The sequence below is a fragment of the Janthinobacterium fluminis genome (assembly GCF_028595325.1).
GTDB classification, from domain to species: domain Bacteria; phylum Pseudomonadota; class Gammaproteobacteria; order Burkholderiales; family Burkholderiaceae_D; genus Janthinobacterium; species Janthinobacterium fluminis.
Map to the genome: position 1 here is coordinate 473,946 of NZ_JAQQXR010000005.1, position 25,851 is coordinate 499,796.

Genomic DNA, 25,851 nt, shown 5'->3' on the forward strand with positions numbered 1-25,851 from the left:
CGGAATCGGCCGGTGCCGGTATCATGCCGCTGAAGCGGGCGGCGGCCGCCGCCGCAATCCGACCATGCAAGGCCCGAGAGCGACCATGACGATCCAGACCATCCCGACCCAACCCTTCCCCGGGCAACGGCCCGGCACCTCCGGCCTGCGCAAGAAAGTGCGCGTCTTCCAGCAGCCCGGTTACCTGGAAAACTTCGTCCAGAGCCTGTTCGACACGCTGGGCGACTGCGCCGGCCAGACCCTGGTGCTGGGCGGCGACGGCCGCTACCACAACCGGGCGGCGATCCAGACGGTGCTGCGCATGGCGGCCGCGCACGGCTACGCGAAAGTGCTGGTGGGGCGCGGCGGCATCCTGTCGACGCCGGCGCTGAGCTGCGTCGTGCGCAAGCACGGCGCGCTGGGCGGCATCGTCCTGTCGGCCAGCCACAACCCGGGCGGCCCGGACGGCGACTTCGGCATCAAATACAACATCGGCAACGGCGGCCCGGCGCCGGAAAGCTTCACCGAAGCCGTTTACCGGCGCAGCGGCGCCATCGAGCGCTACCGCATCAGCGACGGCGCCGCCGTCGACCTCGACCGCCTTGGCGCGGCGCGGTGCGAACAGATGCTGGTCGAAGTCATCGACCCCGTCGCCGACTACGCCGAACTGATGCGCGGCCTGTTCGACTTCGCCGCCATCCGCGCCCTGTTCGGCGCCGGCTTCACGCTCTGCTACGACGGCATGCACGCCGTCTCCGGCCCCTACGCCCAAGCGATACTCGAAGGCGAACTGGGCGCGCCGGCCGGCAGCGTCATCAACGCCGTGCCGCTGGAAGACTTCGGCGGCGGCCACCCGGACCCGAACCCGGCCAACGCGGGCGAACTGATCGCGCGGATGGCGGCGCCGGACGCGCCCGACTTCGGCGCCGCGTCGGACGGCGACGGCGACCGCAACATGATCGTCGGGCGCGGCATCGCCGTGACACCGTCGGACAGCCTGGCGATCCTGGCCGCGCAGGCGACGCTTGCGCCCGGCTACCGCAAGGGCCTGGCCGGCATCGCCCGCTCGATGCCGACCTCGCGCGCGGCCGACTGCGTGGCGGCCGCGCTGAGCATCCCCTGCGTCGAAACGCCCACCGGCTGGAAATTTTTCGGCAACCTGCTCGACGCCGGCCTCGTCACCCTATGCGGCGAAGAAAGCTACGGCACCGGCTCGGACCACGTGCGCGAAAAAGATGGCCTATGGGCCGTGCTGTTCTGGCTCAACCTGCTGGCGGTTCGCGGCGGCAGCGTGGCCGCCCTGGTCGAAGCCCACTGGGCCCGCTACGGGCGCCACTACTACTCGCGGCACGACTACGAAGACATCGACAGCGACGTGGCCGGCGCCCTGATGCAAGCGCTGCGCGGGCAACTGGCGCAACTGGCGGGACAAACGCTGGACGGCTACACCGTCGCGCTGGCGGACGACTTCAGCTACACCGACCCGGTCGACGGCAGCGTATCAAGCCAACAAGGCGTGCGCCTCATCATGACGGACGGCGCGCGCATCATCTACCGCCTATCCGGCACCGGCACCGAAGGGGCGACGCTGCGCGTCTACCTGGAACGCTACGAAGCCGAGCCGGCGGCGCACCACCTGCCCACCCAACAAGCGCTGGCGGGGCTCATCGCCGTTGCCGACCGCGTGGCCGGCATCGCCGCCCGCACCGGCCGCGGCGCCCCCAGCGTCACCACCTGAACCTGGGGTCAGGTCTAGACATGACGGTTTTCCCGAACCCAACTTTGGGGTCAGGTCTAGACATGGCGGTTTTTTCTTGGAGTAGGGAATGAAGTTGCCGGGCGGCGCGGAGGAGGGGGCGGTAAACCGCCATGTCTAGACCTGACCCCAGGGGTAAAGCAACATGGCGCACCTTGCTGCCCGAACCCAACTTTGGGGTCAGGTCTAGACATGGCGGTTTTTTCTTGGAACAGGGAATGAAGTTGCCGGACGGCGCGGGTGTGGGGGCGGTAAACCGCCATGTCTAGAGCTCCCCCCTTGGGGTGACCCCAGGGGGTAAAGCAAGATGGCGCACCTTGCCGCCCGCGCAGGGCGGCAAGGCGCCGCGCTTACGGTGTCGCCAGGCCGGCGGCGGCAGGGGCGCCACGGTAGTTGTCGACCATGCGGTAGCGCTTGGCGTACCAACCGAACGCCAGCATGGCGATGGCGGCGAAGGCGGCGAAGAAGAACATTTGGAAGGCGGTCACGCTGAAGCCGGTGGTCTGGATGTAGGCGGTGACGGCGTCGTTTTTGACGCTGGCGTTGACGATCAGCACCCACAGGTTGCCCACCGTCGTGGACAGCAGCCACAGGCTCATGATGGTGCCTTTCATCGACGCCGGCGCCTGGCTGTAGGCGAATTCCAGGCCCGTCGCCGACACCAGCACTTCGCCCATCGTCAGCAGCACGTAGGGCAGGATTTGCCAGACGATGGACATGCTGGTGCCGCCGTCCATCTTCATCTGGATGGCGCCGATGACGATCCACGCCAGCGCCGAGAAGCCGATGCCCGCCGTCATGCGGCGCAGCGCCGTCGCTTCGTAGCCGAGGCGGCCCAGCAGCGGGTAGAGGATCAGGTTGTTGAAGGGGATCAGCAGCATCACCAGCGCCGGGTTCAGCGCCTGCATTTGCGCCGGCATGAACCACGACGGTTTTTCCATCGCGCCGCCTTGCACGACCCAGGTCGAGGCCTTTTGGTCGAACAGCGAGAAGAACGGCGTCACCAGCGCGAAGATGATGAGGATGCGCAGCACGGCGCGCACGCCTTCGACGGCGTGGTCGGGATGCATGCCGCGGGCGCGCTCCAGTTGCATGGCGATGCCGACGCCGCCGAAGGCCAGCAGCAGCACGAGGGCGCTGCAGGCGGCGATGACGAAGCCCCATTGCGGCGCCATGCACAGACTGACGATGGCGCCGGCCACGCCGAGGCGGGCGACGCTCAGGCCGGGCCGGGCCTGGCCCGGTTCGGCCGCCAGCAGCGCCGTGCGGGCGACGCGGCTGAAGGAGTGGGGGTCGGCCGGCGGCGGCGGCACGTGCACGTATTTCTTTTTGCCCATCCAGAACACCATCGTGGCGATGAACATCAGGATGCCGGGAATGCCGAAGGCCACGGCCGGGCCGTAGTCGCGCAGGAAGATCGGGATCAGCAGCGAGGCGCCGAAGGAGCCCAGGTTGATGCTCCAGTAGAACATGTCGTAGACCAGCTTGGCCTTGCCCTTGTTGCTGGCGTCGAACTGGTCGCCGACGAAGGACGACACCAGCGGCTTGATGCCGCCGGAACCGAGGGCGATCAGGAACAGGCCGAAGTAGAAGCCGTTGAGGTTGTCTTCAAAATAGGCCAGGCAGGCGTGGCCCATGCAGTAGACCAGGCTGAGCCAGAAGACGGTGTTGTATTTGCCGAAGAAGCGGTCGGCCAGCCAGCCGCCCAGCAGCGGGAAGAAGAAGACGCCGATGACGAAGGTGTGGAACACGTGCTTGGCCTCGCCGGCGCGGTCGGCCACGGGCATGAACATCAGTAGCGTGCTGATGAGGAACGGCGTCAGGATGTTGCGCATGCCGTAGAAGCTGAAGCGCTCGCAGATCTCGTTGATGATGATGAAGGGAATTTGCCGGGGCATCGGTCCCTTGCCGGTTTGTGTCTCCACCTGTGACATTGGTTTGCTCTCCCAAATTTTTATCAGTGCGCGATGCTAAGCCGAAGTCCGTGCCTTGGCAACCAGAAATATGTCCGTTTACGCTATTCGCTTAGCCAACGTTAGCATATATACCTCATTTCGATGCCAAGACGTCAGCATTTTTGCGACAGCGCCGGATGCGCGCCGGTTCCGGCAATATTGAAAAAATAACTTGAAAAATCCCAAAGAGCGTCTTAAGATATATCTTAGTTTGATATATCTTATGGAGGTTTCTATGTTCCACTTCTTTCGCGGACAGCACCGTGTCCACGCCCACCAGCACGGGCAGCCGCATTGCGGCGGGCGCGGGCCGAAGATGTTCGACGCCGGCTCGATGCGTTATGTCGTGCTGCAACTGATCGCCGAAAGGCCGCGCCACGGCTATGAAATCATCAAGGAAATCGAACAGCGGGCCGGCGGCAGCTACGCCCCCAGCCCGGGCGCGATCTATCCGTTGCTGTCTATGTTGCTCGACCTGGGCCATGTCTCGGCCGAAACCGAGGGCAACAAAAAGCTGCACAGCATCACCCCGGAAGGCCAGGCGTTTCTGGATGAAAACCGCCAATTCGTCGACGCCATCCTGGCGCGCATGGCGGCGCCGCAGGAAGGGCGCGACGACGTCCGCCACCTGCTGCACGAATTGAAAGGCGTCGTCGTCGCGCGCGTGCGCAACGGCCAGCCCAGCGAGGCGCGCCTGGCCGCCGTCTGCGCCATCCTGCGCCGCGCCGCGGCCGAGATCGCGCAACTTGATTAACTACCCATACAAAGGAAGAAAATGACCCCTATCCTCTTATCGCCCGGGCGCGAGCGCGCCATGCTATGGCTGCTCGCCCTGACGCAATTTACCGTCATCATGGATTTCATGGTGATGATGCCGCTGGCGCCGCAACTGATGCAAGCCTTCGCCATCTCGCCGGCCGCCGTCTCCGGCGCCGTCTCCGCCTACGCCTGGTGCGCCGGCGCGTCCGGCCTGTTCGCGGCCATCTACATCGACCGCTTCGACCGCAAGAAACTGCTGTTGCTGATGTTTTGCCTGTTCACGCTGTCGAATCTGGCCTGCGCGCTGGCGCCGACCTTCCACATCCTGGTCCTGTCGCGCGCCTTCGCCGGCCTGACCGGCGGCGTGCTCGGCTCGATCATCCTGGCCATCATCGGCGACACCATCCCGGCCCAGCGCCGCGGCGCCGCGACCGGCATCGTCATGACCTCGTTCAGCCTGGCGGCCGTGGCCGGCGTGCCGATCGGCGTCGTCATGGCGGCCCGCTTCGGCTGGGCCTCGCCGTTCTACCTGCTGGTGCTGCTGTCGGTGCTGATCTGGCTGGGCGCCGCCCGCGTGTTGCCGACGCTGACGGCGCACCGCGGCGCGCGGCAAGCCACGCTGGCCGAAGCCCTGCCGAACCTGCTCGCGCTGCTGGTGGTGCCGCAGCACCTGCGCGCCTTCCTGCTGTCGGGCCTGACGATGGTCTCGGCGATGCTGGTCATCCCCTTCATCTCGCCCGTCATCGTCAGCAACCTGGGCGTGAAGCCGGCCGACATCACCTGGATCTATTTGGCCGGCGGCCTCGCCTCGCTGTTCACGGCGCGCCGCATCGGCATGGCGGCCGACCGCTACGGCAAGCAGCGCGTCTACCGCTGGCTCGCGCTGTTCTCCATCCTGCCCATCCTGTGCATCACGCACCTGCCGGCGCTGCCGCTGCTGGCGCTGGTGTTCTTCTTCCCCTTCTTCATGGGCTCGATCGCCGGGCGCATGATCCCGCTGCAAGCCTTGCTGACGACGATACCGGATCCGGCCAAGCGCGGCGCCTTTCTCAGCGCCACCTCGGCGATCCAGCAACTGGGCAACGGCCTGGGCGCGTGGCTGGGCGGCCTGACCTTGACCACGGATAGCGCCGGCCACATCGGCGGCTACGCCATCAATGGCTGGCTGGCGGCGGGGCTGACCCTGATCGCCGTGTGGTGGGTCGGGCGGGTGCAGGGCGCGGCCGCGCCCCAGGCAGTGAAAGCGGCTTAATTCTCGGCCGCGCCGGACGGCGCCTGCGCGGCGCCCCGGCGCTGCAAGGGCTGCCTCTCGCGGCGCCAGCGTTGCAGGCTCAGCAACTCGTCGCTGGCCGTATCTTCCACCAGAATCTCCTCGCTGCCGCTGGCGACGAGGAAGCTCTCCCAGCGGTGCGCCGCGTCCGCGCTATTCTCCACGAAACTGAATTGCCAATAACGCTTGCCGTTGACGGTGCGCGGCGCCGACTCGTACTCGATCAGCGCGCCATGCGCGGCGCCGGCGGAATCCTGCGCTATCCAGGCCGACCATGCCTGCAGCTCGGGCAAGGCCAGCAAAGCCTGCGCCGCCTGCTCCTTGCTGCGGCCGGCGGCGGCCCGTGGCGTGTCGGCCGCGGCCGGCGGCGCGGCGGCCGCGGCGAGCGGGGCCGGCACTGCGGCCGGCGCGGGCGCGGGTGCGGGCGGCTGTTGCGCCCATAGATAATAGGCGCCCAGCCCGGCGGCCAGCAGTCCGGCCAGCGTGCCGGCGACGATAGCGGTTTTCGACGATGATGGGCGTGGCGACATGCTGGCGGGTCCGGGTAGATGAGATGGCGGCCATACTAAAGCAAAGGTTAGCGGCGGGCAACGCAAGTGGAATGGAAAAAGCCTGCAAGGCGCGAACCTTGCAGGCTTTTTTGCGTTGACGGGGCGCCGTCGCCGGCGTCCTATCGGTCCGACATTACATCATGCCGTCCATACCGCCCATGCCGCCCATACCACCCATGCCGCCGCCCATGCCGCCGGCTGCTTTGTCTTCAGCAATTTCGCAGACCATGCAGTCGGTCGTCAGCATCAGCGAAGCGATCGATGCGGCGTTTTGCAGCGCCGAACGGGTCACTTTCGCTGGGTCCAGAACGCCCATTTCAACCATGTCGCCATAGGTGCCGTTGGCGGCGTTGTAGCCGTAGTTGCCTTTGCCGGCCAGAACCGCCGCAACGACGACGGATGCTTCTTCGCCGGCGTTTTGCACGATCATGCGCAGTGGCTCTTCCATTGCGCGCAGCACGATCTTGATGCCGGCTTCCTGGTCGGCGTTGTCGCCTTTGACGGCGATGTTGGCGCGTGCGCGCAGCAGGGCAACGCCGCCGCCTGGCACGATGCCTTCTTCCACGGCAGCGCGGGTAGCGTGCAGTGCATCTTCAACGCGGGCTTTCTTTTCTTTCATTTCGACTTCGGTGGCTGCGCCAACCTTGATCACGGCAACGCCGCCAGCCAGTTTGGCGACGCGCTCTTGCAGTTTTTCACGGTCGTAGTCCGAGGTCGCTTCTTCGATCTGCACGCGCACTTGCTTGACGCGGGCTTCGATCGACGACGCTTCGCCGTTGCCATCGATAACGATGGTGTTTTCCTTGCCCACTTCGATGCGCTTGGCTTGGCCCAGTTCGGCCAGGGTGATTTTTTCCAGCGTCAGGCCGACTTCTTCAGCGATGACTTGGCCGCCGGTCAGCACGGCGATGTCTTCCAGCATGGCTTTGCGGCGGTCGCCGAAGCCAGGCGCTTTCACTGCGCAGGTTTTCAGGATGCCGCGGATGTTGTTCACAACCAGGGTCGCCAGCGCTTCGCCTTCGATGTCTTCGGCGATGATCAGCAGCGGACGGCCGGCTTTGGCGACTTGTTCCAGTACCGGCAGCAGATCGCGGATGTTCGAGATTTTCTTGTCGCACAGCAGGACGAATGGATTGTCCAGGATCGCCACTTGCTTCTCTTGGTTGTTGATGAAGTAAGGCGACAGATAGCCGCGGTCGAATTGCATACCTTCGACGATGTCCAGCTCGTCGTTCAGCGATTTGCCGTCTTCGACGGTGATCACGCCTTCTTTGCCGACTTTTTCCATCGCTTCAGCGATGCGCTCGCCGATCGAGTAGTCCGAGTTTGCCGAGATCGCGCCGACTTGGGCGATTTCTTTGGTGGTCGTGCATGGACGGGCGATCTTCGCCAGTTCTTCCACGGTCGCCGCAACGGCCTTGTCGATGCCGCGCTTCAAGTCCATCGGGTTCATGCCGGCGGCAACGAACTTCATGCCTTCGCGCACGATGGCTTGTGCCAGCACGGTCGCGGTGGTGGTGCCGTCGCCGGCGTTGTCGCTGGTGCGGGAAGCGACTTCCTTGACCATTTGCGCGCCCATGTTCATGAGCTTGTCTTTGAGTTCGATTTCTTTCGCAACCGACACACCGTCCTTGGTGACGGTAGGGGCGCCGAACGAACGCTCCAGCACAACGTTACGGCCTTTCGGGCCCAGCGTGACTTTGACTGCGTTGGCGAGGATGTTGACGCCTTCAACCATTTTGGCGCGCGCTGCGTCGCCGAACACTACTTCTTTAGCTGCCATGTTTGTTTCTCCTGAATTTCGTGGAATAAGTATCGAACGCGGGGAAGTCGCGGATTACTTGACGACGATCGCCATGATGTCTTCTTCGCGCATCACCAGCAGCTCATCGCCGTCGACCTTGACGGTTTGGCCGGCGTATTTGCCGAACAGGACACGGTCGCCGACTTTGACGTCCAAAGGACGTACTTTGCCGTCGTCGAGAATCTTGCCATTGCCTACGGCGAGCACTTCGCCTTGATCCGGTTTTTCAGCAGCAGCATCAGGAATGATGAGGCCGGATGCAGTTTTGGTCTCTTGGTCGAGGCGTTTGACGATGACACGATCGTTCAAAGGGCGAAGATTCATACAAAACTCCTTAAAGTTCAATGGATAGATATTGCTAAATGATGAAAGTGGCGGCCCGCGGCCGTCACCGTCTTCAGTCGATTGCCGCGGCAAATGGCTTGTGGGCAGCTTGCCGCGGCGAGAAAGAGTTGTTAGCACTCTCTACTAACGAGTGCCAATTATAGGGACGGTATGGGGGTATTTCAAGGGCGCACACGTTTATTTCATATCGATATGCATAATGCTCGGGCGCAAATGCACTGGCTTTGCGCTGCCTCAAGCGCGCGGCGCCGCCGTCCCGCTTTCCGTCGCTATCGCTTGTTTGGATTCGATTGCTTTTGTGTATGGAAGTCTTTAGAGTATGACCCTGATAATATTTGCCAATCAGTAATTCGTAAAAGGATAGCCATGTCTTCACCCATTCGCCACCTGTGCGCCGCCGTACTGGGCGCCGTCGCCCTGATGAACGGCGCCGTCGCCGCCGAGCCGGCTTTTCTCGACGACGTCAGCATCGTCGCCATGACGGCCGACGACAAGCAGGCCCTGAAGGAGGGCGTGCTGCACTTCCTCGATAAAAACGAGGACGGCGGCAAACAAACCTGGCGCCACCCGGGCAATGCCGGCATGACGGCCGATTTGTCGGTGGACAAGACGGTGATGCTGGAAGACGGCCGCTCGTTCATCTTTTGCCGCCAGTTGGGCCTGGTGTTGCGCGCCGGCGGCAAAGAGCAGGACTTGAGCCGCAAAACCTGCACGCAGAAAAGCGGCAAGTTCGACATCGCCGGACTGGACCCCGTCGCCGCCGTCCATCCGCCCTTCCTGTCCGACGTCAGCGTCGCGCAGCTGAACAAGAAGGAAAAGGCGTCGCTGCTGGCCGCCGCCGTGGAGGCGCTGAAGGGGATGGAAGAAGGCCGCACGGCCGCCTGGAGCAACAAGGGCCTGGGCAATCCGCAGCCGCTGCGTGTGGCCTTGACCGTGTCCAACACGGCGACCAAGCCGGGCGGCTTCAGGGATTGCCGCGACTTGACGATGGTGCTGTCGGCGAAAAACACCCAGCAGACGCTGGTGCGCCGTTCCTGCGAGGGGCGCACCGGCTGGATGGACATCGAGCCCGGCCACGAGCACGACGACTAAGTCCGCCGGACAGGGCGGCGGGCGCCTGCGCGGCGTGCTACGGCATGTCCCCGCAGGCAACTTGACTGCATTATTGTAAATATCTGTGACGGCGGCCTGATTCGATTGACGCCCCTGTGGGTGCGCCCTATAGTGGTGGGATGATTTCCGAATTCCACGAATTATCCGAAAAAATCGGCCAGTTGGCCGACATGACGCACGCGCTGCGGCGCGAAAATGCCTACCTGCGCCAGGCCAACGCGGCCCTGGGCGCCGAAAACGCCGTGTATCTGCAGCGCATCAGCGAGGCGCACCAGCGCGTCGAAGCGCTGCTGGAAAAAATCCCCGAGCTGGTCCAGGCGGGAATCAATGAAGCGGCCGAAGAGAAAGAAGCTTGATGACACATTTGGACGTCACCATCATGGGCCAATCCTACCGCATGGTGTGCAAGGAGGAGGAAGAGAAGGCTTTGCGCGAAGCGGCCAAATTCCTCGACGGCAAAATGACGGCGATCCGCGACGCCGGCAAAATCAAGGGCAACGACCGCATCGCCGTGCTGGCCGCCCTGGGTGTGGCGGCGGAATTCCTGTCCGTCAAATCGCCGCAGGGCCCGCTCTCCGAACTGACCATCCTGGAAGTCAAGGAGAAAATCGACGCCATGCACGCCGTCCTCGACAGCGCCCTGACGCCGCAGGAAAATCTGTTCTAATCAGCGAAATAGGTTTGACATGCGGGGGCATAGGAGTAAACTTCGGGTCTACCCTGCAGTGTTCGCGATTGCCATATATTCCTTGAACCATTTATGTGCACCGGTTGCGGAATTTTGTTCGATGGGAGTGAGCGTCGCTAGTCCGACGAACCCGAAATTGAACTAACTGTGACCACCTTGAACCGTTTGGTTCGGGATGCCGGCATAACGGCACATGCGGGGTTCCACATTCGATAGCGGTTGCCTGCATCTTGCGATGCGCAACCGCTTTTTTGCGCGCGCGGCGTATGCGCGCCGCCCATCAGGAGCGCAGCCCCATGCAATATTGGTTGATGAAGTCCGAACCGGACGAGGTCAGTATCGACGACGTGATGGCGGCGCCGGCGCGCACGGTGCCGTGGTTCGGCGTGCGCAACTACCAGGCGCGCAACTTCATGCGCGACGGCATGCGCGTCGGCGACGGCGTGCTGTTCTACCACTCCAGTTGTCCGCAGCCCGGCGTGGCCGGACTGGCCGAGGTGGCCAGCGCGGCCTATCCCGACGCCAGCCAGTACCAGGCCGGCGGCAAATACTTCGACCCGAAGGCGACGCCGGAACAGCCGCGCTGGGTCAGCGTCGACGTGCGCGGCCGGCGCAAGACGCGCCTGCTGCCGCTGGCCGAGATGCGCCAGGTCGCCGCGCTGGAAGACATGCTGTTGCTGAAAAAAGGCAGCCGCCTGTCGATCACGCCCGTCACGCGCGCCCAGTGGGACGCCATCGTCGCCCTGCTGCAGGCGTAAGCCCGCCGCCCCCGTGGCGGCGGCGGGGCCTGCGCGGCGCTGTTACGCGGCCCGCGCCGGCGCGCTGCCGCGGGCGTTGCGCCGGTAGGCCCACAGCAACAGCAGCAAGCCGCCGGCGATCATCGGCAGCGACAGCATTTGTCCCGACGAAATCGTCATGCCGGCGAACGTCACCTCATAGTCGGGCACGCGGAAGTATTCGGTGAAGAAGCGCGCGCAGCCGTACAGCAGCGTGAACATGGCGCCTACGGCCATGCGCGGGCGCGACTTGCGCGCAAACAGCCACAGGATGACGAACACCAGCAAGCCGTCGACGAGGGCCTGGTACAGCGGCGAGGGGTGCACGGGCAGGGCGATGCCGGGCCACTGCATGGCCCACGCCAAGCCCTCGGGCGCGGGGCGGCCCGGCAGCTCGGCGTTGATGAAGTTGCCGATGCGTCCGGCCGCGTAGCCGAGCGGCACCAGCGGCGCGATGAAGTCGTAGACGTCGAACAGATTGCGCCCCGACTTGCGCGCCCACAGGCACATCGCCAGCATCACGCCGAGGAAGCCGCCGTGGAAGGACATGCCGCCGTGCCAGACGGCGAGGATTTCCAGCGGATTGGCCAGGAAGAAGGCGGGGCGGTAGAACAGCACCTCGCCCAGGCGGCCGCCGATGACCACCCCCAGCACGCCGTAGAACAGCATGTCGTCGAGGTCTTCCTTGCTCCAGCGCTGGGCGGCGATGTGCGGCTGCCTGATGCGCAGGCGGCCCAGCGCGATGAACAGCGCGAAGGCCAGCACATACATCAGGCCGTACCAGTGCACTTGCAGCGGGCCGAGGGAAACGGCGACGGGGTCGGGCATCGGGTGTATCAGCATTGTGTATTCTTTCTCAGTAATTCCAAAAAGCCCTGCAGCACGGGCGAGCGGTTGTCGCGGCGCCAGGCCAGGCCGGTTTCCACCAGCGGGGTCGGGTCCGCCAGCGGACGGTATTCTACGCCGGGGCGCATCAGGTTCGAGACGGATTGTGGCACAAGTGCGATGCCCATGCCGGCCGATACCAGGCTGACGATGGTTTGCATCTGGATGGCTTCCTGGCCGATGGCCGGCGTGACGCCGGCCGCGCGGAAGACGCCGAGGATGGCGTCGTGCAGGGCCGGCGCGATGGCGCGCGGGAAAATGATCAGCGGCAGCGGCGGCAGCGCGGCCAGGCGCACCGGCCCGGGCGGCTTGAGCGCGTCCAGGCCGGCCGGCGCCGCCAGGATCAAGGCTTCCGCCAGCACGGGCAGGTAGTCGAGGTCGACGCGCACGCGCTCCGACAGCGGCGGGATCACGAGGCCGGCGTCGATGCGTCCGTGCAGCAACTCGTCGACTTGCACGTCCGACGTCGCCTCCTGCAGGCTGATCCGCACCTGCGGGTAGGCGGCGCGGTAGGCGCGCAGGAAGGGCGGCAGCACGCTGTAGTCGGCCGACGAGACGAAGGCCAGCGCCAGCCGGCCGGCCTCGCCGCCGGCGGCGCGGCGCACCAGCTCGGGCAGGGCCTGCGCCTGTCCCAGTATGCGGCGCGCCTCCGGCAGCAGCGCCAGCCCGGCCGGCGACAGGCTGACCTCGCGCCGGCTGCGCGCGAACAGGGCCGCGCCCAGCATGGCTTCGAGGGCCTGGATGGTTTGCGACAGCGGCGGCTGGGTCATGTGCAGGCGCTGCGCGGCCCGGCCGAAATGCAATTCCTCGGCGACGGTGACGAAGTAGCGCAGTTGACGCAGTTCAAGATTCATTGATATGCATTTCCATTCATAGTCTGATGCGTGATATGTTTTGCGACTCACAGCCATGTGCATCATATATTTGACAGCGCCCCGCAGGCAAGGCAATCTGGTGTACCCACACGCGCCATTCCCGGCCCCGCCGCCAAGCCGGCGCCGGCGCCCTGGCGCGCCAGGCAATCATATCTTTTTAGAAAGTCTACCATGCCCGCATACCGCTCCCGCACCACCACCCACGGCCGCAACATGGCAGGCGCGCGCGCGCTGTGGCGCGCCACCGGCATGCAGGACGGCGATTTCGACAAGCCCATCATCGCCGTCGTCAATTCCTTCACCCAATTCGTGCCCGGCCATGTGCACCTGAAGGACCTGGGCCAGATGGTCGCGCGCGAGATCGAGGCGGCCGGCGGCGTCGCCAAGGAATTCAACACCATCGCCGTCGACGACGGCATCGCCATGGGCCACGGCGGCATGCTGTACTCGCTGCCCTCGCGCGACCTGATCGCCGACTCGGTCGAATACATGGTCAACGCCCACTGCGCCGACGCCATGGTGTGCATCTCCAACTGCGACAAGATCACGCCCGGCATGCTGATGGCGGCGCTGCGCATCAACATCCCCGTGGTCTTCATCTCCGGCGGGCCGATGGAGGCCGGCAAGGTCGTGAAGGTGGTGAATGGCGCGCAGAAAATCATCAAGCTCGACTTGATCGACGCGATGATCAAGGCCGGCGACAGCAGCGTCAGCGACGCCGACGTGGCCGAGATCGAGCGGGCCGCCTGCCCCACCTGCGGCTCCTGCTCCGGCATGTTCACCGCCAATTCGATGAATTGCCTGACCGAGGCGCTGGGCCTGGCGCTGCCGGGCAACGGCACCATCGTCGCCACCCACGCCGACCGCAAGGAACTGTTCCTGCGCGCCGGCCGCCTGGTCGTCGAGCTGGCCAAGCGCTACTACGAGCAGGACGACGCCACGGTGCTGCCGCGCGCGATCGCCACCAAGGCCGCGTTCGAAAACGCCATGGCCCTCGACGTCTCGATGGGCGGCTCGACCAACACCGTGCTGCACCTGCTGGCGGCCGCGCACGAGGCCGGCGTGGCATTCTCGATGGCCGACATCGACCGCATCTCGCGCAAGGTGCCCTGCCTGTGCAAGGTCGCGCCGATGACCGACAAATACCACATCGAAGACGTGCACCGCGCCGGCGGCATCGTCGGCATCCTCGGCGAACTGGCGCGCGCCGGCCTGCTCGACACCAGCCTGCCCACCATCCACAGCAAGAGCATGGGCGAGGCCATCGCCAACTACGACATCACGCAGACCGACGACCCGGCCGTGCGCGAACTGTTCCGCGCCGCCGCCGGCGGCGTGCCGACCCAGGTGGCGTTCTCGCAGTCGTCGCGCTTCGCCACCTCGGACCTGGACCGCGCCACCGGCTGCATCCGCGACAAGGCGCACGCCTACTCGCAGGACGGCGGCCTGGCCGTCCTGTACGGCAACCTGGCGGAAAAGGGCTGCATCGTCAAAACGGCGGGCGTCGACGAAAGCATCTTGAAGTTCAGCGGCAAGGCGCGGGTGTTTGAAAGCCAGGACGCGGCCGTCGAGGCGATCCTGGCCGACAGCGTCAGCGCCGGCGACGTCGTGATCATCCGCTACGAAGGCCCGAAAGGCGGCCCCGGCATGCAGGAGATGCTGTATCCGACCTCCTACATCAAATCGAAGGGCCTGGGCAAAGCCTGCGCGCTGTTCACCGACGGCCGCTTCTCGGGCGGCTCGTCCGGCCTGGTCATCGGCCACGCCTCGCCGGAGGCGGCCGAGGGCGGCGCCATCGGCCTGGTGGAAGAGGGCGACATGATCGACATCGACATCCCCGCGCGCAGCATCAACCTGCGCATCGACGCCGCCGCGCTGGCCGCGCGCCGCACGGCGATGGAGGCGAAGGGCGCGGCCGCCTGGCTGCCGGTCGGGCGCGAGCGCTTCGTCTCGCAGGCGCTGCAAGCCTACGCCGCGCTGACCACCTCGGCCGACCGCGGCGCCGTGCGCGACCTGTCGCAGCTGCGCCGTTAAGCCGGGGGAGGCGGGCGGCCGCGGCCGTCCCGCCTACTTGCGCTTGTCGAAGGATTGCTTGACGCGGTCCTTGCGGCGTTTCTCGTCTTCATCGTGGGCCTTGCGCTTGTCCAGCCCCAGCATGGGCTCGATAAATTCGAACCAGATGAAGGCCAGCGCCATCAATCCGACGATCCACCACCACGATAATGCGGCGAAGCGCCAGATCTCGAAATAACGCAAGAGGCAAAGCGAAAGAATCACTAAAATAATGGGCATTATTTTTCTCCTCCGGTTACATCAACTTACAAAAAAAACTGCGCGACAGGAGTAAGATGACCGCCGTGGTCAACCGGTGTGCGCAACATCACGTTATGTACCCAATGGCCCCTCGTTCCAGCTGTGAAAAACACGGTAGAATGCATTTAGTTACTTTGGAGAATACAATGAAACGTTCCATGATGGTTGGTGTGTTGATGGTATCCGCATTTGCTTCGCAAGCTGCGCTGGCTAATGCCGATTTGGCAAAAGCAAAAAACTGCATGGCATGCCACGCGGTCGCCAGCAAACTGGTCGGCCCGGCATACAAGGATGTCGCCGCCAAATACGCAGGTCAAAAAGACGCCGAGAACAAACTGGTGCAAAAAATTCTGAAAGGCGGCTCCGGCGCGTGGGGCACGGTGCCGATGCCAGCCAATCCGCAAGTGAGCGAGGCCGAAGCCCGCACGCTGGTCAAATGGGTGCTGGCGCAAAAATAAACCATTGCGCCGCCAGACAAAAAAAGCGCGCTGACCGAGGTCAGCGCGCTTTTTTTATGCCTACACGACAAACAGCCGGGCTCCGCCCCCGGCTGCCCGGACCGCCGCTTATTTCACCACGTCCATCTTGACCTTCTTGCCGCCCTTAAAGGTGAACAAGGTCAGCGAACCATCCTTGATGTCGCCGTTCGCGTCGAACGCGATCGTGCCCGTGACGCCTTGGTACTTGACCTTGGCCAGGAAGGGCAGGTACTTGGCCGGGTCGGCCGACTTGGCGTCCGCCATCGCCGTCGCCATCGTCATCACGGCGTCGTAGGTGTGCGGCGCGTAGATTTGCACATCGCTGCCGAACTTCTTCTTATAACGCGCTACAAACGCGTCCAGGGCCTTCTGCTGGCTGCTGGCGATGCCGCCGGCTTCCGCGCAGGTGACATTGCCCTCGCCGAGGCCGTCGCCGGCCAGGCGCGGCATCGATTCGGTGCAGATGCCGTCGCCGCCCATGAACTTGGCCTTGATGCCCAGCGCCTTCATCTGGCGCAGCATCGGGCCGCCGACGGCGTCGATGCCGCCGAAGAAGATCAGGTCCGGGTTCTTGCCCTTGATCGAGGTCAGGATGGCGTTGAAGTCGGTCGCGTTGGCGGTGGTGAATTCCTTGCCGACGATTTGCACGCCGGGGAACTTGGCTTTCGCGCCCTTGACGAACTCCTCGGCGACGCCCTGGCCGTAGGCCGTGCGGTCGTCGATGATGGCGATCTTCTTCGCCTGCAGCTTGTCGACGGCGTAGCGGCCCAGCGTGCCGCCCAGCTTGTTGTCGTTGGCGACGACGCGGAAGGCCGTGTTGAATTTCTGCCTGGTGTACTGCGGCGTCGTCGCCGACGGCGAGATTTGCGGGATGCCGGCGTCGAAGTAGATCTTCGAGGCGGGAACCGTGGTGCCCGAATTCAGGTGGCCGATGACGCCGTTGACTTTGGCGTCCACCAGCTTTTGCGCGGCGGCCGTGCCCTGCTTCGGATCGGCGGCGTCGTCTTCCGTCACCAGCACGAATTTGACGGCTTTGCCGTTGATCTTGAAGCCGCCGGCGTTCAAGTCCTCGACCGCCATCTTGGCGCCGTTTTCGTTATCTTTGCCCAGGTGCGCGATGCCGCCGGAAATCGGGCCGACGTGGCCGATCTTGACGACTTCCTGTGCGCCGGCGCTGGCGCTGAAGGCGAGGGCGATGGCGAGTGGGGCGAACTTAACTTTAAACAGCATAAACATCTCCAATTTGACAGAAAAACAGCGGCGCGGCCATTTGCGCCGCTTAAAAATTTGGTGCAGATGGAGAAAGGTACAATAAAATATGGAAATCTCAAAGCTCGCCGCCGGCTTTTTTCGGGAAATGTGGCTAACTGTTGGTTAGGCGACGAAAAAAAAAGCGCGCTGATTTGCTCAGCGCGCTTTTTTTGTAGATTGGGGGCAACTTGATGCGCCCCTGGCCGTTCGCCCTTGCTTGAAAGGCGCCCGGCAAGGACTTACTTGACCACTTCCATCTTGGTCTTTTTACCGCCCTTGAAGGTGAACAAGGTCAGCGAGCCGTCCTTGATGTCGCCGAAGGCGTCGAAGGCGATCGGGCCGGTCACGCCGCTGTACTTGACCTTGGCCAGGAAGGGCAGGTACTTGGCCGGCTCGGCCGACTTGGCGTCCGCCATCGCCGTCGCCATCGTCATCACGGCGTCGTAGACGTTCGGCGCGTACAGTTGCACGTCGCTATTGTATTTTTTCTTGTAGCGGGCGACGAAGTCGTCCATCGCCTTTTGCTGGTCGCCCATCACGCCGCCCGCTTCCGCGCAGACGACGATGCCTTCGCCGACGCCGTCGCCGGCCAGTTTCGGCAGCGATTCCGTGCAGACGCCGTCGCCGCCCATGAAGCGCACCTTCATGCCGAGGGACTTGATCTGGCGCAGCATCGGGCCGCCCACGGCGTCCATGCCGCCGAAGAAGATCAGGTCGGGGTTCTTGCCCTTGATGGCCGTCAGGATGGCGTTGAAGTCGGTCGCGTTGGCGCTGGTGAATTCCTTGCCGACGATTTGCACGCCGGGGAACTTGGCTTTCGCGCCCTTGACGAACTCCTCGGCGACGCCCTGGCCGTAGGCCGTGCGGTCGTCGATGATGGCGATCTTCTTCGCTTGCAGCTTGTCGACGGCGTAACGGCCCAGCGTGCCGCCCAGCTTGTTGTCGTTGGCGACGACGCGGAAGGTCGTGTTGAATTTTTGCTTGGTGTACTGCGGCGTCGTCGCCGACGGCGAGATTTGCGGGATGCCGGCGTCGAAGTAGATCTTCGAGGCGGGAACCGTGGTGCCCGAATTCAGGTGGCCGATGACGCCGTTGACTTTGGCGTCCACCAGCTTTTGCGCGGCGGCCGTGCCCTGCTTCGGATCGGACGCGTCATCTTCGGTCAACAGCACGAATTTGACGGCTTTGCCGTTGATCTTGAAACCACTGGCGTTCAAGTCCTCGATCGCCATCTTGGCGCCGTTTTCATTGTCTTTGCCCAGGTGGGCGCTAGGGCCCGAGATAGGCGCGACGTGGCCGATTTTGACGACTTCCTGTGCGCCGGCGCTGCCTGCGAAAGCCATGGCGATTGCAAGGGGAATGAACTTGGTCTTGAACAGCATAAACATCTCCAATGGATAGATTACGGCGGCGCCTCATGAACGCCGTCTCAAAATTTGGTACGAGGCAGCAAGGTACAACAAAACCATGGGTCCGCAAAGTGCGTTCGCTAAATATTACTTTTTATAACAACGTTATGCGCGGCGGCGGCCGCGGCGCGCGCGGACCGCTACTTCTTCAGCGTCTGCAGGTGCGTCAATTCCTGGCTCACGGCCCGGGTGACGATTTGTTCTATGGTGTCTTGCAAGCCGCTGCGCAGCGCGCCGGTGAAGTCTTCCAGCGCGCGTTCCAGCGCCTCGGCCATGCAATCCTTGATGCGCTGTTCCAGCACGAAGTCCACACGTCCCTGCAATTGGTGCAGGATGCGCTCCGACAGGCGCCGTTCCAGCATATGCCAGTCCTGGTCGCTCCATTGCTTGAGCGCCAGTTCCTCCAGCTGCTCGCCATGGTCGACGGTGGGGGGCGGAATTTTCCGGACCGACTCCGTGCTGTCTTTCAACACCTCGGTCAGAACCGGAATGCTGGGGTCGAACGGCGGCTGGCTCATGCCTTGCCCGCGACGAAGTGGCTCGGCTGATACGCCTGCTGCTTGTATTGCAGATAGCGCTGGCGGCCGACGGCCGCGTCTTCCGGGGCGGCCGAGACGATTTCGAAGACGCGCTGGAATTCGGCGAAATTGGCTGGTTGCCGGCGCGACAGGTTGACCAGGATATCGTGGTGCGGCAGGGCCGCGCCGTCGCTGTCGGTCAGCACAATCGGCGTTTCCGGCGCCAGCGCGTCGTCGGCCAGCACATGCGGCAGGTAATCGGTTTCCGACAGGGTCCACATGGCGGCGTTCAGCGCGGCCAGTTGCTCGGCGTCCTCGGCCAGCAGCACCACCCGGTTACGCGCCATATAGGCTTTGCGGGCCAGCCGGCAGGCATAGCTGATCTTGTCGGGGACGTTGGTATGGAAGTCGATGCGTGTCATAGGCAATGTAGGAAGCGTCAGGGTCTGGAATGCCGACCCGCAGCCATGATTTTAACCGCTCGGCCGCCCTTAGAATTGAAAGCCCGGCGGCGGCGTGGCGGCGGGGGGCTGCTCGCGGCGGCTTTGCTCGGCCGCGTCGGCCTTGGCCTTCGCTTCGGCGGGGTCGGCGCGCGGCGCGGCCGGCGTCGGCGGCGGCTGCCGGTAGTCGGCCGGCAGCATGCGCTGGGCCGGATAAGCGGCGGCGTTCAGCGCGCTGTCCCAGGCGCCCTGCTCGAAGCCCGTGTATTTCCTGCGCCCCAGCAGCAGGAAGGGCAGTTGCGCGGCGCCGCCGGCCTGTTTCAGCGCCGCCTGGTCGGCGGCGTTGCCGACGGTTTTTTCCGTGTAGGGGATGCCGCGCCCGCGCAGCAGGTTGCGGCCCAGGTCGCAGGCTTCGCACTGTTCGGCCGTGTACAGCGTGACGGGATGATTGCGCACCGCCTCGGCCAGCTCGAACGGCAGCGCGGCCGTGTCCTGGCTGCCATACGATTTAAGCTCGACCTTGGCGGTCGAGGCGGGCGGCGGCGTGTCGCTGAAATGGGTGACGCCTTTCGCGTCCTTCCACTTGTATACCTGGGCGCTGGCCGCGCCGGCACAGGCCAGCAGCAAGACGCCGATTTTCCAGTTCGATGGCAGCTTCATGGTCTAGTGCCTTATCAGAAAGACGCGCAGTGATGTCCGCGCCGGCCACGCTTGGGGGCGGGGCCGGCGTTGTGCCTCAGGCCGCCATGCCGCTGTGGCGCAGCAGGGCGTCGATGCTCGGTTCGCGTCCGCGGAAGGCGGTGAAGGACTCCAGCGCCGGGCGCGAACCACCCACGGCCAGGATTTCTTGCTGGAAGCGCCTGCCCGTTTCCACCGACAGGATGCCGCCGCCCAGCGCCGCCGCTTCCTCGAAGGCGCCGTAGGCGTCGGCCGACAGCACTTCCGCCCATTTATAGCTGTAGTAGCCGGCCGCGTAACCGCCGGCAAAAATATGCCCGAAGGAGTTCTGGAAGCGGTTGTAGGCCGGCGGCACCATCACGGCGAATTTGCCGCGCACCTCGTCGATGACTTCCTGCACGCTTTTCGCGCTCTGCGGATCGTAGTCGTAGTGCAGGTGCATATCGTGCAGCGACAGTTCGACGTGGCGCAGGGTTTGCAGGCCGGACTGGAAGTTGCGCGCCGCCAGCATCTTGTCGTACAGCGCGCGCGGCAGCGCCGCGCCGGTGCCGACGTGGGCCGTCATGTGTTCCAGCACTTCCCATTCCCAGCAGAAGTTTTCCATGAATTGCGACGGCAGTTCGACGGCGTCCCACTCGACGCCGGAAATGCCGGACACGCCGATTTCGTCGACCTGGGTCAGCATGTGGTGCAAGCCGTGGCCGAATTCGTGGAACAGCGTGATGACCTCGTCGTGGGTGAACAGCGAGGGGTGCGCTTTGCCGTCGATGACGGCCGGTTCGGTGAAGTTACAGGTCAGATAGGCAACCGGCGTTTGCACGGCGCCGCCCGCCTCGAGGCGGCGGCCGCGGGCGTCGTCCATCCAGGCGCCGCCGCCCTTGCCGGCGCGCGCGTACAGGTCGAGGTAGAACTGGCCGAGCAGTTTGCCGTCTTTTTCGATGCGGAAAAAGCGCACGTCCGGGTGCCAGGTGCTGGCCGTGTCGCTGACGATGGACACGGAGAACAGCGTTTGTATCAGACGGAACAGGCCGTCGACGACCTTGTGCTCGGGGAAGTACTGCTTCACTTCCTGGGCGGAAAACGCGTAGCGGCGCTCCTGCAGCTTCTCGGACGCGTAAGGCATGTCCCAGGCTTTCAGCTCGGCCAGTCCCAGCTCGTCCTTGGCGAAGGCGCGCAACTCGGCCAGGTCTTGCTCGGCGTAGGGGCGGGCGCGGGTGGCCAGATCTTCCAGGAAGGTAATCACTTGCTCCGGGCTGTGGGCCATCTTCGGCACCAGCGAGACTTCGGCGAAGTTCTTGTAGCCGAGCATTTTCGCTTCTTCGTCGCGCAACTTCAGCAAAGTGACGATGTTCTGGCTGTTATCCCACTTATCCTTTTCGCTGAAGCCGCTGCCCATCTCGGACGCCTTGGTGGCGTTGGCGTGGTAGATCGCCTCGCGCAGCGCGCGCTTGTCGGCAAATTGCAGCAGCGGGAAATAGGAGGGGAAGTGCAGCGTGAACTGGAAGCCGGCCTTGCCGTCCTTGTCGGCGGCGGCGCGGGCCGCCTGCTTGACGTCGTCCGGCACGCCGGCCAGGTCGGCCTCGTCGGCCACCAGCAGCTTGAAGTCGTTGGTGGCGTCGAGCACGTTCTCGGAGAAGCGCGTCGACACGCCGGCGTGCTCTTCCTGGATTTCCGCGAAGCGCTCCTTCTTGTCCTCGGCCAGCTCGGCGCCGCCCATGCGGAAGTCGCGGATGGCGTTGTCGATGATGCGCTGGCGCGGCGCCGACAGCGCGGCAAATTCCGGCCCCGCCTTCAGCGCCTTGTATTTGGCGAACATTTCCTCGTTCTGGGCCAGCGCGGTCCAGAATTCCGTGATCTTCGGTTGGTTCTCGTTGTAGGCGGCGCGCAGTTCGGGCGTGTCGACGACATTGTTCAAGTGGCTGACGATGCCCCATGCGCGGCCCAGCAACTCGGTGGCGTTCTCCAGCGGCGCGACGAAGTTCTCCCATGTCACATGGGCGATGGGCGCTTCCAGCTGCGCCACGACGGCGTTGCTGTCGGCCAGCAGCGTGTCGATGGCCGCGGTGACGTGTTCCGCCTTGATCGCGTCGAAACGCGGCAGGCCCGAGAAGTCCAGCAGAGGGTTGTGTGTAGTCATCAGTCTTTCCAATTGTTCGTCAAGCGCGCCCGGACCGCGGCGCGGCGTGTTATTCCCGTTCCGCCGCTTCGACGGTGTTCATCAGCAGCATCGTGATCGTCATCGGCCCGACGCCGCCCGGCACCGGCGTGATGTGCGAGGCCACTTCGCGGACGCCGTTGAAATCGACGTCGCCGCACAGCTTGCCGTTATCGTCGCGGTTCATGCCCACATCGATGACGATCGCACCCGGCTTGACCATGTCGGCCGTGAGCGTGTTGCGGCGGCCGACGGCGGCCACGACGACATCGGCGCCGCGCGTGTGCTGGGCCAGGTCCGGCGTCGCACTATGGCATATGGTCACGGTGGCGTTCGCTTGCAAGAGCAGCAGCGCCATCGGTTTGCCGACGGTGTTGCTGCGGCCGATGACGACGGCGTGCTTGCCGCGCAGGTCGGTGCCCGTGCTCTCGATCAATTTCATGCAGCCGTAGGGGGTGCAGGGGCGGAAGCCCGGCAGGCCCGTCAGCAGTTCGCCGGCGCTCAGCACCGAGTAGCCGTCGACGTCTTTGGCGGTCGAGATCGCCTCGATGACCTTGTGCGGGTTGATGTGCTTGGGCAGGGGCATCTGCACCAGGATGCCGTGGATGGCCGGGTCGGCGTTCAGCGCGTCGATGCGCGCCAGCAGCGCCGCCTCCGTCAGGTCCGCCTCATACTTTTCCAGCACCGAGTGGAAGCCGACGTCGCCGCAAGCCTTGACCTTGTTGCGCACATATACCTGGCTGGCCGGGTCTTCGCCGACCAGGATCACGGCCAGGCCGGGCTGCTTGCCCTTGGCGGTGAGGACGCTGGCGCGCGCGGCGATTTCACCGCGCAGTTTTTGGGAGAGCAAGATTCCGTCGATCGATTGTGCTGGCATGGTTTTGGCTGGTGGGAGGATAAAAGCAGATTATAAAGCCGGCGCGCCGCGGCGGCCGCGTTTTCGGGTGTTTTCTTCATGGAAATTGCGGCGCTGCAGCATGGTTTTCACTGTGAAATTTCACATTGTGGAAAGGTATATCGTAATTTGAAAAATAACAAATAGCCTGTTAGAATCCCCTGACTAATTTAGGGTATTGGTAAATAATCAGCGAAATGCCGTCCGCCAAGCGATCAGGTATCCTGGTGGGGCGCTCACAAAGGAGACTCAACAGATGTCAGCTCAACTCGACCAGGTTACGGCGTTAATCGCCCAGGACCCCGATTCGCAAGAAACCAAAGAATGGCTCGACGCGCTAGAAGCCGTTTTGGAAAACGAGGGTCCGGAACGCGCCCACTACCTGATGGAACGCATGGTCGATCTGGCGCGCCGCCGCGGCGCCCAGATCCCATTCTCCAGCAACACCGCCTACGTTAACACCATTCCCGCCCACCTCGAAACACACTGCCCCGGCAACCTGGAATACGAAGAGCGCCTGCGCTCGTGGATGCGCTGGAACGCCATGGCGATGGTGGTCAAGGCCAACCGCGCCGACGGCGACCTGGGCGGCCACCTGTCGAGCTTCGCCTCGCTGGCGAACATGCTGGGCATCGGCTTCAACCATTTCTGGCACGCCCCGACCGAAGAGCACGGCGGCGACCTGCTGTACATCCAGGGCCATTCCTCGCCGGGCGTCTACGCGCGCGCCTTCCTGGAGGGCCGCCTGAGCGAAGAGCAGTTGCTGAACTTCCGCAAGGAAGTCGACGGCAAGGGCCTGTCCTCCTACCCGCATCCCAAGCTGATGCCGGACTTCTGGCAGTTCCCGACCGTCTCGATGGGCCTGGGCCCGCACATGGCGATCTACCAGGCGCGCTTCCTGAAATACCTGCACGCCCGCGGCATCGCCAAGACCGACAACCGCAAGGTGTGGGCGTTCTGCGGCGACGGCGAGATGGACGAGCCGGAATCGCTGGGCGCGATCGGCCTGGCCGCGCGTGACATGCTCGACAACCTCGTCATCGTCGTCAACTGCAACCTGCAGCGCCTGGACGGCCCGGTGCGCGGCAACGGCAAGATCATCCAGGAACTGGAAGGCGACTTCCGCGGCGCCGGCTGGAACGTCGTCAAGGTCATCTGGGGCCCGGGCTGGGACACCTTGCTGGCGCAGGACAAGGAAGGCATCCTGCAGCGCGTGATGATGGAAACCGTCGACGGCGAGTACCAGAACTACAAGGCCAAGGACGGCGCCTTCGTGCGCAAGCACTTCTTCGGCAAGCATCCGAAGCTGCTGGAAATGGTCGCCAACATGAGCGACGACGACATCTGGCGCCTGACCCGCGGCGGCCACGATCCGCACAAGATCTACGCCGCGTTCAAGATCGCCCAGGAGCACAAGGGCCAGCCGACCGTGCTGCTGGTGAAAACCGTCAAGGGCTACGGCATGGGCAAGTCCGGCGAGGCGCGCAACACGGCGCACCAGACCAAGAAGCTCGACGACGAGGCGATCCGCGAAATGCGCGACCGCTTCTCGCTGCCCATCCCCGACGACAAGCTGGCCGAGATTCCGTTCTTCAAGCCGGCCGACGACTCGCCGGAAATGATCTACCTGCAGGAGCGCCGCAAGGCCCTGGGCGGCTACCTGCCGCAGCGCCGCCAGCAGGCCGAGGAAACCCTGCCGGTGCCGGACCTGTCGGCGTTCAAGAACGTGCTGGAAGCGACGCCAGAAGGCCGTGAAATCTCCACCACGCAGGCTTTCGTGCGCGTCATCTCGACGCTGCTGCGCGACCCCAACCTGGGCCAGCGCGTCGTCCCCATCCTGGTCGACGAATCGCGCACCTTCGGCATGGAGGGCCTGTTCCGCCAGATCGGCATCTACAACCCGAAAGGCCAGATGTACGAGCCGGTCGACAAAGACCAGGTCATGTACTACCGCGAAGACAAGGCCGGCCAGATCCTGCAGGAGGGCATCAACGAGGCGGGCGGCATGAGCTCGTGGATCGCCGCGGCGACCTCGTACTCGACCAACAACCGCATCATGATCCCGTTCTACACCTTCTACTCGATGTTCGGCATGCAGCGCATCGGCGACCAGGTGTGGGCTTCCGGCGACATGCGCGCGCGCGGCTTCCTGATGGGCGGCACCGCCGGCCGCACCACGCTGAACGGCGAAGGCTTGCAGCACGAGGACGGCCACAGCCATATCGTCGCCGCGACCATCCCGACCTGCATGCCATACGACCCGACCTTCAGCCATGAAGTCGCGGTCATCATCCAGGACGGCCTGCGCCGCATGATCGGCAACCAGGAAGACGTGTTCTACTACATCACGATCATGAACGAGAACTACGCCCAGCCGGGCATCAAGCCGGGCCAGGAAGAGGGCATCCTGAAAGGCATGTACCTGTTCTCCGAAGGCGACAAGGCCGCCAAGCTGCGCGTGCAACTGATCGGCTCGGGCACCATCCTGCGCGAATCGATGTTCGCCGCCGAGCTGCTGCAAGAGGACTGGGGCATCGCCGCCGACGTCTGGTCGGCGCCGTCGCTGACGCTGGTGGCCCGCGACGGCCAGGACGCCGAGCGCTGGAACATGGTCAACCCGAGCCAGACCCAGCGCGTGCCCTACGTCACCGAGTGCCTGCAAAACACCAGCGGCCCGATCGTCGCCACCACCGACTACATGCGCGCCTTCGCCGAGCAGATCCGCGCCTTCGTGCCGAAGGGCCGCAGCTACAAAGTGCTGGGCACCGACGGTTTCGGCCGCTCCGACAGCCGCGCCAAGCTGCGCGAGTTCTTCGAAGTGAACCGCTATTATGTGACCGTGGCGGCGCTGAAGTCGCTGGCCGACGAAGGTTCGATCGACGTCTCCGTGGTCGAGCAGGCGATCGCCAAGTACGGCATCAACCCGAACAAAGCCAATCCGGTCACCCAATAACGCG

General features: G+C 64.3%; 24 protein-coding genes and 1 other RNA gene. 11 read left to right on the forward strand and 14 right to left on the reverse strand.

What is annotated here, in order from left to right; all coding sequences use genetic code 11:
- Positions 1-85 precede the first annotated feature (85 nt).
- Positions 86-1,717 carry an alpha-D-glucose phosphate-specific phosphoglucomutase gene (locus tag OIK44_RS15495; protein ID WP_273671886.1) on the forward strand — a complete coding sequence of 544 codons (1,632 nt, stop codon included), beginning with the start codon at positions 86-88 and terminating at the stop codon, positions 1,715-1,717.
- Between the two features lie 368 nt (positions 1,718-2,085).
- On the opposite strand, the gene OIK44_RS15500 is transcribed toward OIK44_RS15495, so the two are convergent.
- Positions 2,086-3,633, reverse strand: a complete 1,548-nt coding sequence (locus tag OIK44_RS15500) for a POT-type proton-dependent oligopeptide transporter (RefSeq protein ID WP_273671888.1) — start codon at positions 3,631-3,633, stop codon at positions 2,086-2,088.
- Positions 3,634-3,925: 292 nt separating this feature from the next.
- Here OIK44_RS15500 and OIK44_RS15505 point away from each other — a divergent pair, with 292 nt between their 5' ends.
- Complete coding sequence (locus tag OIK44_RS15505) at positions 3,926-4,444, forward strand: PadR family transcriptional regulator (RefSeq protein ID WP_273671889.1); 519 nt, start codon at positions 3,926-3,928, stop codon at positions 4,442-4,444.
- Positions 4,445-4,465: 21 nt separating this feature from the next.
- Positions 4,466-5,701: an MFS transporter gene (locus tag OIK44_RS15510; protein WP_273671891.1), complete on the forward strand. Its 1,236-nt coding sequence runs from the start codon at positions 4,466-4,468 to the stop codon at positions 5,699-5,701.
- Here OIK44_RS15510 and OIK44_RS15515 read toward each other — a convergent pair.
- The 3 genes from OIK44_RS15515 to groES all read right to left on the reverse strand — a co-directional run bounded on the left by OIK44_RS15515 (position 5,698) and on the right by groES (position 8,398).
- Positions 5,698-6,249, reverse strand: a complete 552-nt coding sequence (locus OIK44_RS15515) for a hypothetical protein (protein WP_273671893.1) — start codon at positions 6,247-6,249, stop codon at positions 5,698-5,700. The genes OIK44_RS15510 and OIK44_RS15515 overlap by 4 nt on opposite strands.
- 154 nt (positions 6,250-6,403) lie before the next feature.
- Positions 6,404-8,053 (reverse strand): chaperonin GroEL, encoded by a 1,650-nt coding sequence (groL, locus tag OIK44_RS15520; RefSeq protein ID WP_273671894.1) that lies wholly within the window; start codon positions 8,051-8,053, stop codon positions 6,404-6,406.
- 54 nt (positions 8,054-8,107) lie between these two features.
- A complete protein-coding gene (gene groES, locus OIK44_RS15525; RefSeq protein ID WP_010400979.1) occupies positions 8,108-8,398 on the reverse strand; it encodes a co-chaperone GroES in 291 nt (96 codons plus the stop codon).
- Between the two features lie 387 nt (positions 8,399-8,785).
- Between groES and OIK44_RS15530 the strand changes: the two genes are divergently transcribed.
- From OIK44_RS15530 to OIK44_RS15550, 5 genes are all read left to right on the forward strand, one after another.
- Entirely contained in the window at positions 8,786-9,511 is a 726-nt protein-coding gene (locus OIK44_RS15530) for a hypothetical protein (RefSeq protein ID WP_273671899.1), read from the forward strand.
- A 140-nt stretch (positions 9,512-9,651) separates the two neighbouring features.
- Positions 9,652-9,888: a DUF904 domain-containing protein gene (locus OIK44_RS15535; RefSeq protein WP_273671900.1), complete on the forward strand. Its 237-nt coding sequence runs from the start codon at positions 9,652-9,654 to the stop codon at positions 9,886-9,888.
- Positions 9,888-10,199 carry a cell division protein ZapA gene (locus tag OIK44_RS15540; protein ID WP_273671902.1) on the forward strand — a complete coding sequence of 104 codons (312 nt, stop codon included), beginning with the start codon at positions 9,888-9,890 and terminating at the stop codon, positions 10,197-10,199. The genes OIK44_RS15535 and OIK44_RS15540 overlap by 1 nt, the downstream gene beginning before the upstream one ends.
- Positions 10,200-10,246: 47 nt before the next feature.
- Positions 10,247-10,426, forward strand: a non-coding RNA gene (gene ssrS / locus OIK44_RS15545) — 6S RNA.
- Between the two features lie 90 nt (positions 10,427-10,516).
- The gene (locus tag OIK44_RS15550; protein WP_273671904.1) at positions 10,517-10,978 is read left to right on the forward strand and encodes an EVE domain-containing protein; all 462 of its coding nucleotides are present in this window, start codon (positions 10,517-10,519) and stop codon (positions 10,976-10,978) included.
- Between the two features lie 42 nt (positions 10,979-11,020).
- On the opposite strand, the gene lgt is transcribed toward OIK44_RS15550, so the two are convergent.
- A complete protein-coding gene (gene lgt / locus OIK44_RS15555; RefSeq protein ID WP_273671906.1) occupies positions 11,021-11,839 on the reverse strand; it encodes a prolipoprotein diacylglyceryl transferase in 819 nt (272 codons plus the stop codon).
- Positions 11,833-12,735 (reverse strand): LysR family transcriptional regulator, encoded by a 903-nt coding sequence (locus OIK44_RS15560; protein WP_273671908.1) that lies wholly within the window; start codon positions 12,733-12,735, stop codon positions 11,833-11,835. The genes lgt and OIK44_RS15560 overlap by 7 nt, the downstream gene beginning before the upstream one ends.
- Positions 12,736-12,927: 192 nt before the next feature.
- Here OIK44_RS15560 and ilvD point away from each other — a divergent pair, with 192 nt between their 5' ends.
- Positions 12,928-14,790, forward strand: a complete 1,863-nt coding sequence (gene ilvD, locus OIK44_RS15565) for a dihydroxy-acid dehydratase (RefSeq protein WP_273671909.1) — start codon at positions 12,928-12,930, stop codon at positions 14,788-14,790.
- A 33-nt stretch (positions 14,791-14,823) separates the two neighbouring features.
- On the opposite strand, the gene OIK44_RS15570 is transcribed toward ilvD, so the two are convergent.
- Positions 14,824-15,048 (reverse strand): TIGR04438 family Trp-rich protein, encoded by a 225-nt coding sequence (locus tag OIK44_RS15570; RefSeq protein WP_273671911.1) that lies wholly within the window; start codon positions 15,046-15,048, stop codon positions 14,824-14,826.
- Positions 15,049-15,215: 167 nt separating this feature from the next.
- On the opposite strand from OIK44_RS15570, the gene OIK44_RS15575 reads away from it, so the two are divergent.
- Complete coding sequence (locus tag OIK44_RS15575; RefSeq protein ID WP_273671912.1) at positions 15,216-15,527, forward strand: c-type cytochrome; 312 nt, start codon at positions 15,216-15,218, stop codon at positions 15,525-15,527.
- 108 nt (positions 15,528-15,635) lie between these two features.
- On the opposite strand, the gene OIK44_RS15580 is transcribed toward OIK44_RS15575, so the two are convergent.
- The 7 genes from OIK44_RS15580 to folD all read right to left on the reverse strand — a co-directional run bounded on the left by OIK44_RS15580 (position 15,636) and on the right by folD (position 22,876).
- Complete coding sequence (locus OIK44_RS15580; RefSeq protein WP_273671913.1) at positions 15,636-16,778, reverse strand: branched-chain amino acid ABC transporter substrate-binding protein; 1,143 nt, start codon at positions 16,776-16,778, stop codon at positions 15,636-15,638.
- A gap of 260 nt (positions 16,779-17,038) precedes the next feature.
- Entirely contained in the window at positions 17,039-18,181 is a 1,143-nt protein-coding gene (locus tag OIK44_RS15585; RefSeq protein WP_273671914.1) for a branched-chain amino acid ABC transporter substrate-binding protein, read from the reverse strand.
- A 167-nt stretch (positions 18,182-18,348) separates the two neighbouring features.
- Positions 18,349-18,726: a hypothetical protein gene (locus OIK44_RS15590; protein ID WP_273671915.1), complete on the reverse strand. Its 378-nt coding sequence runs from the start codon at positions 18,724-18,726 to the stop codon at positions 18,349-18,351.
- Positions 18,723-19,148: a DNA polymerase III subunit chi gene (locus OIK44_RS15595; RefSeq protein WP_273671917.1), complete on the reverse strand. Its 426-nt coding sequence runs from the start codon at positions 19,146-19,148 to the stop codon at positions 18,723-18,725. The genes OIK44_RS15590 and OIK44_RS15595 overlap by 4 nt, the downstream gene beginning before the upstream one ends.
- 69 nt (positions 19,149-19,217) lie before the next feature.
- Positions 19,218-19,826: a glutaredoxin family protein gene (locus OIK44_RS15600; RefSeq protein ID WP_273671918.1), complete on the reverse strand. Its 609-nt coding sequence runs from the start codon at positions 19,824-19,826 to the stop codon at positions 19,218-19,220.
- Positions 19,827-19,902: 76 nt separating this feature from the next.
- The gene (locus tag OIK44_RS15605; RefSeq protein ID WP_273671920.1) at positions 19,903-21,981 is read right to left on the reverse strand and encodes a M3 family metallopeptidase; all 2,079 of its coding nucleotides are present in this window, start codon (positions 21,979-21,981) and stop codon (positions 19,903-19,905) included.
- A gap of 49 nt (positions 21,982-22,030) precedes the next feature.
- Positions 22,031-22,876, reverse strand: a complete 846-nt coding sequence (folD, locus tag OIK44_RS15610; protein WP_273671922.1) for a bifunctional methylenetetrahydrofolate dehydrogenase/methenyltetrahydrofolate cyclohydrolase FolD — start codon at positions 22,874-22,876, stop codon at positions 22,031-22,033.
- A gap of 274 nt (positions 22,877-23,150) precedes the next feature.
- Between folD and aceE the strand changes: the two genes are divergently transcribed.
- Positions 23,151-25,847 carry a pyruvate dehydrogenase (acetyl-transferring), homodimeric type gene (aceE, locus tag OIK44_RS15615; protein ID WP_273671923.1) on the forward strand — a complete coding sequence of 899 codons (2,697 nt, stop codon included), beginning with the start codon at positions 23,151-23,153 and terminating at the stop codon, positions 25,845-25,847.
- Positions 25,848-25,851 lie beyond the last annotated feature (4 nt).